Source organism: Vineibacter terrae, from assembly GCF_008039615.1.
Taxonomy (GTDB): domain Bacteria; phylum Pseudomonadota; class Alphaproteobacteria; order Reyranellales; family Reyranellaceae; genus Vineibacter; species Vineibacter terrae.
The window spans coordinates 179,524-188,940 of sequence record NZ_VDUZ01000011.1 but is presented as its reverse complement, the minus strand read 5'-3'; the positions used below and the strand labels follow the sequence as shown (position 1 = coordinate 188,940).

3 protein-coding genes are annotated in these 9,417 nt (G+C 62.7%); all 3 read right to left on the bottom strand.

Annotation, left to right across the window (positions count from 1 at the left end; translation table 11 throughout):
* Positions 1-66: 66 nt before the first annotated feature.
* Genes FHP25_RS12455 through FHP25_RS12445 form a run of 3 tightly spaced genes read right to left on the bottom strand, consistent with a single transcriptional unit; the run spans position 67 to position 9,408 of the window.
* The gene (locus tag FHP25_RS12455; protein ID WP_147847252.1) at positions 67-1,695 is read right to left on the bottom strand and encodes a DUF1156 domain-containing protein; all 1,629 of its coding nucleotides are present in this window, start codon (positions 1,693-1,695) and stop codon (positions 67-69) included.
* Positions 1,679-5,908 (bottom strand): sacsin N-terminal ATP-binding-like domain-containing protein, encoded by a 4,230-nt coding sequence (locus FHP25_RS12450; protein ID WP_147847251.1) that lies wholly within the window; start codon positions 5,906-5,908, stop codon positions 1,679-1,681. The genes FHP25_RS12455 and FHP25_RS12450 overlap by 17 nt, the downstream gene beginning before the upstream one ends.
* Positions 5,905-9,408 carry a helicase-related protein gene (locus FHP25_RS12445; RefSeq protein WP_147847250.1) on the bottom strand — a complete coding sequence of 1,168 codons (3,504 nt, stop codon included), beginning with the start codon at positions 9,406-9,408 and terminating at the stop codon, positions 5,905-5,907. Before FHP25_RS12445 ends, FHP25_RS12450 begins: the two co-directional genes overlap by 4 nt.
* Between the last annotated feature and the right edge of the window lie 9 nt (positions 9,409-9,417).

Genomic DNA, 9,417 nt, shown 5'->3' with positions numbered 1-9,417 from the left:
CATGTTCCAACTCGTCCGTGCCCGCGCCCGCGGCTATCGCAACGTCGATACCTTCATCGCCATGATCTATCTCGTTGGCGCTCCACTACCCAAACTCGTCAATTCCATTTGAAACGTCGAAGAGCCAAAATATTGAATTGGAGTTGCGAGCGTTTTCAAGACCGTCTCAAGAGCACCCACCGACGAACTAAAGAAATTCACCTCTGCAAAATCCCAGGTCATCGGTAGAGACTGCCGCCCGAAGGTCACACGCACCGTAGCCACTCGGGCTGATCGCCCTGAAGCCGACTTGTTGGATGCAGGTCCGGCGTCCCAAGTGCAAATAGTCGATCCCTTGTCGGCCAATTTAGAAATCAGAAACGACAGATATACGCTGATAGCCTCAGAGTAGGCTTTTGCAGCCGTTCCACCGGCTCGCAGTTCGACACCATCCGCCGACAAGCCCGACGCTATGGCGTCTTCTTCTGCCTTCTGCCTTACTTCTTCAACCAAATCTGAAAAGGTATTCAGAGCAACCAACTGGCGATCCGTAAAGAGACTTCCAAAGGTCGTCAGCCCGTAGTCGATCGTCCAAAAATTCCGCGGATCGGCGGGCAGTGCTGTTTCTGGCTTCCAGCTTGGCTTTGTGGAAAATGCTATCGCCTCATGGTCGGCCGAGGCTTCAACAAAATATCTACCGCCTTTTCCCTCTGCCACTATAGCAATCAGGGCTTGTCCCATCCTACCGGCACGTCCGGATTCTTTCACGTATTCAGGAGTAATTGCCGTCCCGGATAGAACGCATACGAAATTCGCACCACGTCCCGATTTCGTTCCGTCCTTAGCTCTAGCTAGTTCGTCAACCGTTCCACCGTGCCTAACCTTATAGATGATAGTCTTCGTGGCTTTGTCGACTACTGGTTCGATCCACGCCTCTTTCCCTTTCATAGGCGTGAGCAGGAAACTCGATGCAATCGGCACCGGCACACCTGCAAACGCAGGGTCAGGGCTCGGAACGGTCCTCGCCCATATCCAGGCAACGACGGTCGCTTTGCCGCCGCCCAAATGCTTGGGCAGGTCCGCCTGCGGATAGAGATGCCCGATGCGCTCCCACGCCTTCTCGCGCATCCACTCGCCATAGTATTTGACGTCCTCGGCTAGGCCCTCGGCGTTGCGGTAGAATTGCCGGTCCTTCACGCCGGGATGAATCGGGTCCCTGTCCTTGAACTTCGGCGGGATCTCGATCATCGCCTTGCCGATCATTACCGCGACCGGGTTCAGGTCCGAGCCATAGGCGGGCAGACCGAGGCGCTGCGCCTCCAGCGGGATCGACCCACCGCCCGAGAACGGGTCATAAACCGGCGGCAGCTCTCCGCCGCAACTCTTGCGGATTTCGGCGCGGGCGCGCTCCAGCACCTCCTCGTTGGTCGAGTTCTCCCACTTCACCAGTTCCGCGATGATGCCGAACAGGCGCTTGCGCTCCACCTCCTGTGCTTCATGCGTGGGGAATTTTTCGAGGTCGCTCGACGGATCATCGACAAGCTGGGCGAACAGCACGGCGCGGCAGGCTGCCAGCGGCCGCCGCGCCCACCACAGATGCAGCGTTGACGGATGCCCATGCCGGATCGACTTCTCGCGTGCGGAGGCAGCGTTGATCGCTTCGAGCGGGATCGCAACCTCGATCAATTTCTTCTTGGTGTTAGTCGTCGAGGTCATAAACAAGCCTGTACGTTGCGGGGTGAATGGTCAGTTCGCCTCCATCGCGCAGTGCGCGCAGGCGGACGCCCGTCATTTCAACGGGATCTCCCTCGGGGTTGATGAGAATGAACGAATAGAGGTCCGGTTTCTGGTCGAGCAGCCCCCAGACATCGGCTTCAAGCTGGAGCGGTTCGTGCTCCAGGCAATGATCCTTGGGATAGTAGTGGCGCAGGATCTCGCCTCCCGCCGAGCGGCGTTCCCACGGGAACCGTGTGCCGTTGGCGCGGCTAATCCAGCCCCCGTCCGCATGGAAGAAGCGATCCTCGCCGTCCGCCTTGTAACCCTGGCCGAGTGCGAAGCGAGCCATGACGCTGGGGCGAGCGGGCTTCGGCGCGGCACGGGGCCTGGTCGCAATGTCCGTTTCGATCAGCTCACGATCCGGCTCTCCGGTCTGCAGCTCCTGTTTGGGTTGCGTGGCGGATTCGCCCTCCTCCGATAGGAGGAGATCGTTCGCCTCGGCCGGCGCGCCATCGTCGCGCATGTCTTCGACAGAGTCGTCGGCTGCATCATCATCGCTACGAGCGGCTGTGGGCTGGGCCTCGACGGCCGGCGCGACGACGATTTGCTCAGAGCCGAGCGCGAAGTTCTCCTCAAGATATTCCTTGATGTCCTCGGGCGAACGCTCGAAGGCATAGGACAGCGCCGCGCGAACATCCGCGCTCAGGCTTCTGCCGATCTCTTCGGGTACCCGCTTGGCGAGCTTAGCCTTCGACAACGGGCTGACGAACAGCTTGCGGTCGAGCCACAGAATGTCAGTGAGCCGGGCCATGCCGGCTGGCACGCCGTCGAGATAGGGAATAACCTCCAGCTTGGGGGTCTGGACCCAGCTCGTCTCCGCGATCGCTTCCGCCAGCGCCCGCACGCGCTCGGTCTCGGCGGCATCGGCAAGCTCTATGCGCCCGAGCTGCATTCCGAACGCTGTCAGCCAAGCGCGACGGTCTTCCATGCTGGCCAGCAGCGACGGTTGGTTGAACCGTTCCTCGACGAGGTCCGACAAGGCCGGCAACGTCGAGAACGGCGGCGCCTGCACGGTCTCCGCCGACAGCCGCTGAAAATCGGCGGTTTTGCGCTTGACCCATTCGTGCAGATGGCTCCAGCGGAACAGGGTCTGCATGCTCAGGCCATAGGCGAGCGTATCGACCGGCGCCCATTCGGCCACGAGGTTTAGCCAGTGCCCGCACTCCTCCCAAATCCGAGTCGGGTAGCGGACCAGCAAGGTGCGAGCCCGCCGGGCGTCGTCGGCCGACAGAACCTTCCCTGAGGCCAGGGTTCCGAGCCATTGCAGCGCGAGGTCCGCGGACGGGCGGTCGGCGACACCGATACGACGCCAGAGGCTGAGGTCGAGCACGGACGCGCGCACGACCGCGGCGCCGGGAACATCCTCCTCATCCCCGGCCAGGAAGATGCCGCCGGTCGTTGCCCATGTCCCGTCCTGGGCGAGGATCAGCTTCTCGACCTTGAACGCGTTCCTGATGTTCTGCGCATCAGCGGTCGAGCAACCGTCGAGCATCTGATCCAGGCGGCGATACCATTTCTCGACCTCATGCGCCGGCGCCCGGTCGGATTTCGCCAGGGCGCGCAGCCGGTCGAGCAGGCGCCCCGGGCCGCTAGGCGCGCTGCGGACACCGAGAAGATCGAGCAGCGGGCGCGTCGTTTCCCGGTCGAGCAGCCCGTGCACGAAGGGCTCAACGTCGATCAGCGCCTCCGTCTCCGGCGTCCTGCGCACCAGTTCCGCCGAGAGCTGGATCATGTTGCGGGTGTCAGGAAGGCAGGGCTTGGCCCGCAGTTTCAGCAGCCAATCCGCCAGCAACGGCTCCGAGCTGACCGATCGCGTCGATCCGGTGGTCGCCACCTGCGACAGGCGAGCGCTCGAAGCCCGTGACCAATAGGCGTCGCGCTGCTCCAGGACCTTCCCGACGACCTTGGCCCAAATACCGGGATCGGCTTTCGACAACGACTCCCAGTGCCGCCAATAGTCGGCTGGGAAGTCCCAATCATCAAGAACGAAGCTATCCGTGACATAGGCATAATAAAGCGGCTGGCGCTGCCCGCGCGCCTGCGCCTCCGCAACGGCGCGCTGACGTCCGTAAATGCTGGTCCGCTTCTGAGCGAGCGGCGCCATCGTCTGAAGCCCCGAACGGCCCGACGACACCCAGCGCTGCCAATCTTCCCGCGTGCAGGATTTGAAGCTCGCCACATAATCGCCATGCAGGAGCTGCGTCTTTCGGACGGACTCCGGCAACAACTCCTCCAACGCGCCATTCTCGTCGAACAACACCCCCTTGCCGATCGGCCGAAGCTTCAGATCGGCGCAGGCATATCGGAAGGCGTCGCCGATCGTGACGCCCAGCTTGGCGGCGATCTGGGCAAGCTGGACGCACTCGGCGAGCTTCGGCTGACCGGAGCCGAAATAATCGGCGGCGACGCGCTCGATCACTGCGTTGACGTCGCTCGTCCCGTCGAGGCCGATCTCCTCCAGCACCGCGAATGCCGCCTCGACCGGATCGTTGCGGCTCTCCCCCTCTCCCTTGTCGCGACGCTGCTCGGCGAGGAAGCGGGTCCAGTTCTGATTGAGGACGATCAGGTGGCTGGCGAGGAACTCCCAGTCTCCCTCCGACTGGAGCAACTTCTTCTCGCCAAGCCGAACGATCTCCGACGCCGCGTAGAGCACCTCCTTGCCCTGAACGGGCACAATCCGCAGGCTATCGGCATCATGGCACTGCCAGCCCGTGACCTCGGGAGCGATGTAGGACCACAGGTTCAGCAGATGCCGCCAGGTCGAGGGCCGAGGGAGATGATTGCTGCGCAGGCGCTCCAGCAGGTCGGCCTTCGAGAACTCCTCGACCAGCCCCCAATGGACGAGCTTGGTCCGATCCTTGGACGATACATACTGGCACAACGCCGGGCGGGCCTTGACGTCGAGCAACGCCATGGCCTGGTCCGCCGGCCAGATGTCGAATATCGGCCGCGGGACGGCGATTGCGCTCTTGGCGCCAACAAGCTGCCCCTCTTCGGTCAACAGCATCGGTCGGCCATCGATAGCAGCATCAAACGCCAGCTCGACGATCGCACCACATGCCCCTTCGAGCGTCGTCGCCTCTCGGTCAACGTCGGGCAGCAGGCCATAGGCGTCCGCCCGATCCTGCGCGCCGGTCCTGGTCCGCTCCAGCCACTCCATCATCGCGCTCGCGGCGAGTTCGCCGGCCCGATTCAGAAGCCAGCGATTGGTCGGCGAGGTCTCCGGGTCCTTGATCTTGAGACGCGCCGGATCCTGGATGAAGGGCGCGTTGCAGGCGAAGGGAAGCGTCGTTTCGACCCCGGTCGGCAGCACGACATAGAGCCTGCCTTTCGCGCCCAGCACGATCTCGATACGGCAGGGCGGGAAATCACCACTGTCCTCAGCCCCCAGCATCCGCTCCTTGCGGATCTCGTCGAGCGCCTCAGCCGGAAAGGCTTCCTCGCCCGATCGCACCAACAAGAAGGGATTGTCCGCCTTCTCATCCAAGGCCATCCATTCGCTCTCGGCGATGGGGCCGGGTCCGAGGCTCTGCCAATGCACCTCGCTGTCGCCGATCCGCAGGCGGCGGATTTTTTTGAAAAAGAGCAGTGAAACCGGGCTCTTCAGCCATTCGTCGAGGTTCCTTTCGACTTCACGACGTAGCAGCGCGTCGGCGATCGCTACTTCGACGCGCGTGGTCCCCGACGTCAGATTGCGGCTGTCGATCCAATGCGGCTGGGTGAACCGCGTGCGCTCGAAGGCGACTGCCAGGGTCGGCGTGAAAAGCTCGACGCGATCACCCAGGCTGAACGTGCTCTTGAACCCGATTCCTCGAAACCCGATTGTGTGAAGCGCGCGTTTATTGGAATAGCCGAAGCGGCAGATTGACGCGAAGTGAGCCTCGATGAAGTCTTCGCCGTTGTGCTCGAACACGAAGCGATCATTCTCAATCGAGACACGCGCTTCGCTGGCGCCGGCATCATCAGCATTCTGAAGCAACTCGGAGAGGATATGGCGAGGGCTCTGCACCTGCTTGAAGAGCTGGTGCCATGGCCCGGCAAGTTCCGGGTCCGCCTCAAGCTGATCCCATCGTTTGGTGGCGCGTTCCTGGATCGGCTGGAAATAATCGGGCCACGCGACCGGGGGCGCCGCCACCTGGCGGTTCACGGTCATAACGGCGCCTCTGCACGTTCCAGCAAGCGTCGAAGGTCAAACTGGATCGCGGTTTCCAGAAAGGACGGCTCACGCTCGACGAGTGGACCGCGCACATAGCGGGGCGCATGGGCGAAACCGGCGTTGACGGAGACGATCGCGAGGATGAATTTCTCCGGCTCGTGCAGGGAGGTGATGACCTCCTGCCGCGTGATCATCACGCTGTCCGCGCCGTCGATGCGACCCTTGACCTCGATGAAGCGCAGATGCCCAGATCTCGGATCATGCGAAGCGATGTCGTAGCCGATCTTCTGGGCCGAGACGTCGGCCGGCTCGTTACCCAGTGCACGCTCGGCCGCCATGACGGCTTCCATCGCCGCAAGTTCGATCTGCCGACGTGCGGCGGGATCTTCCGCGAAGCGGTTCGGAACGCTTGGCGTCTGACGCTCTTCCAGCAGCCCTCGCGGGATGACGACCATGCCGCCCCGCACACGCGGCGGCTGCGACGAAATGAACCGTTCCCGTTCGAGCTGGTCCATGCGGCGTTTCTGCCGCTCCGCAAGGTCTTCGGCCCGGCGCTGGGCGTTCTGCCAATTCACCCGCGTCTTCTTGCCGGCCCTCTCCTCTTCCTTCAGCTCGAAGGCGCGCGAGTCCCAGTAGTTGATCTCCTTCTTGAGCCGCGCACGAACTTCCTGCTCGACCTTTTCGATCTCAGGCAGGCGCCGCGCCTTGACCTCTGCGACATGGCCCTGGGCCAATTCGACCGTAGCAAACCGGATCGCAGTCTTTTCCAGATCAGTGGTCAGCCAGCTCTCCTCCAGAAGGTCGCGCACGCTGGCGATCTCCTCCGGCTTGGCGGGCCGCAGATTCAAATGCGGTGCGATGCCAGCGTTGACGGCGTTCCCGGCCTTATCAATGGCGGCGAACTGGAGCCGCTGCGAAATCACATGCGGCTTGCCGGCGCTGGTGACGCGACCGTCCTGGACGGTGTGCTCCAACAGGAAAATCGCCGACAGCGCGTCGCCAGCATCGGTGTCGTCCACCAGGATCGCGCCCTGCCGCATGATCTGCTCATACTGCTCGCGGATCAGGCTGATCACAGCTTCGAGCAGCGGATGGCCAGGGCAGACGAAAGCGGCGACCGGCTGTTGATTGATCTTGTCCTTCTCGAAGCAGATCCGCTCATATTGCGTCTGGATCGGCGCGCCAGTCCCGATCTGGCGGTCCCGCTCGCGGATGCGCACCGGCACATGGCTGATCTCCCAGCGCCCTTCCTCGCGGCGCTTGACCCGGCCGCCCAGATGCTGGAACGCCTCGACGAAGAAGCTTTGGATGTGGTGCGGCTGAAGACGCAGAGCCTCGGCGCGTTCCATTTCCAGCCGCAGCTCCTCGACCCTGGCCTCCGGCATGGTGTCGTTGGTCAGCGCCCGGCGACGGAGCAGTTCGAGCAGGTTCGCCTGATCGACGGCGCCATCGACCTGTTGGAACAGACGCGCCTTGACCTCTTCTTTCTCGCCATACTGGATCGCTTCGAACAGCAGGTCCTTGAGCGCCACGCCGTCGAACAACTCGCCCAGCACGTCATAGACACGGCCGCCCAGCGCCTCGCGCGCCGCCTCAAGCTTTTCAAGAAGCCGCGCATAAACCTCGCCCTCGCGCGTATCGGCCGCGACGAGGTTCCATAGATGGCAGACCTCGGTCTGGCCGATGCGATGGATGCGCCCGAACCGCTGCTCGATCTTGTTCGGGTTCCACGGCAGGTCGTAATTGACCATGAGGTGGCCACGCTGAAGGTTCACGCCTTCGCCGGCCGCATCGTTGGCGATGAGGACCAGCATGTCCTTGTCCTGCATGAACCGCTCAACGACCTTGCGCCGCTCTTCGCGCGACACTCCGCCATGGATCACTTCCACGGCCTCGGGATTGCCGAGCCGCGCCCGCACCTTGTCGAGCAGGTAGTGGAGCGTGTCCTTGGGTTCGGTGAAGATGATCAGCTTGCGGCGATTTCCGGCGGCGTCGATCATGAGATCGTCGTCGAGTATACGATTGAGCTGGCTCCACTTCGTATCCACGCCGGAGCGCAGCACGCCGAGCGCCATCGTTTCCAGGCCCTTCAGCGTCTCGACTTCCAGGGCGAGTTGCTCAACGGTCTCGGCCGTCGTCGCTCCCGTCGAGATCAGATCCTCAAGCTCGTCGATCTCCTCCTGGCCATATTCCTCAATGTTGCGCAGCATGTCGGCGTTGACCGCCGGTTCGCCCATGCCGGCCCGGCGACCCTTGGCGGCAAGGCGCGCCTCGCCCAGCTCATTTTCCAGTCGCTCGCGGCGCCGCTTGAGCGACTGGTAGATAGCGGCCGGTGACGACGCGAGGCGTCGCTGTAGAATCTGCAAGGCGAAGCCAACATTGTTGCGCTTCTTCCCGTCACCCTCGGCGAACCGCTGCACGCGGTTCATCTCGGTGCGCACATATTCGGTGACGGCGGTGTAGAGCGCAGCCTCCCCTGCCGATAGCTGATATTTGACGGTGCGCGCCCGCCGCTCCGGGAAGAGCGGCCGGCCGTCGAACTTGAGCAGTTCCTCCTTGGTCAGCCGCCGCATCATGTCTTCGGTGTCGGCATAGTGGACGCCATCGCGAAACCGGCCCTCGAACCGATCGCCGTCGAGCAGCGCCATGAAAAGTTGGAAATCCTCTTCCTTGCCGTTGTGCGGCGTCGCCGACATCAGCAATAGGTGCCGGCAGATCTGGCCGAGCTTCTGACCGACCTGATAACGGCGCGTATATTTGACTTCGCCGCCGAAATAGGTGGCCGACATGCGATGCGCTTCGTCGCAGATAATCAGATCCCATTCGCGCGCGCTCATGAGCTTCTCTTGAAGCTCCTCATTGCGCGCAAGCACGTCGAGACGGACGATCAGCCGATCCCGGTCGCTGAACGGATTGCTCGAACGCGAGTTCTCAATCATGTCGCGGGAAAGGATGTCGAATTCGAGATTGAACTTCTGGCCGAGTTCGTCCTGCCACTGCTCGACCAGGCTGCCCGGAGCGACGACGAGGCACCGCTCGAGATCGCTGCGGGCGATCAGCTCCTTCATCAATAGCCCGGCCATGATCGTTTTGCCGGCGCCGGGATCATCGGCAAGGAGGAAGCGCAGCGGCTGGCGCGGCAGCATCTCGCCATAGACCGCTGAGATTTGATGCGGCAGCGGATCGACCAGACTCGTATGGATCGCCAGATACGGGTCAAAATAGTGCGCCAGCTTGATGCGGTTGGCTTCCGTCACCAGACGCAGCAGCGCGCCATCGGCGTCGAACGACCAGGGCCGCCCGTTCTGCTCGACTTCAAGACGATGCTCGTCGTCCCGGTAAAGAACAGCCTCTGCCACCGTGCCGTTGTGATCGCGGTAAACGACGTTGACCGCCTGATCGCCAATCCAATCGACCGAAATGACATGCACGGCCTGCGCCGAGGCGACGCCCCGCACCGATGCGCCGTTCTTTATCTCCTCAAGCCTCGCCCCCATCAGTCGGCG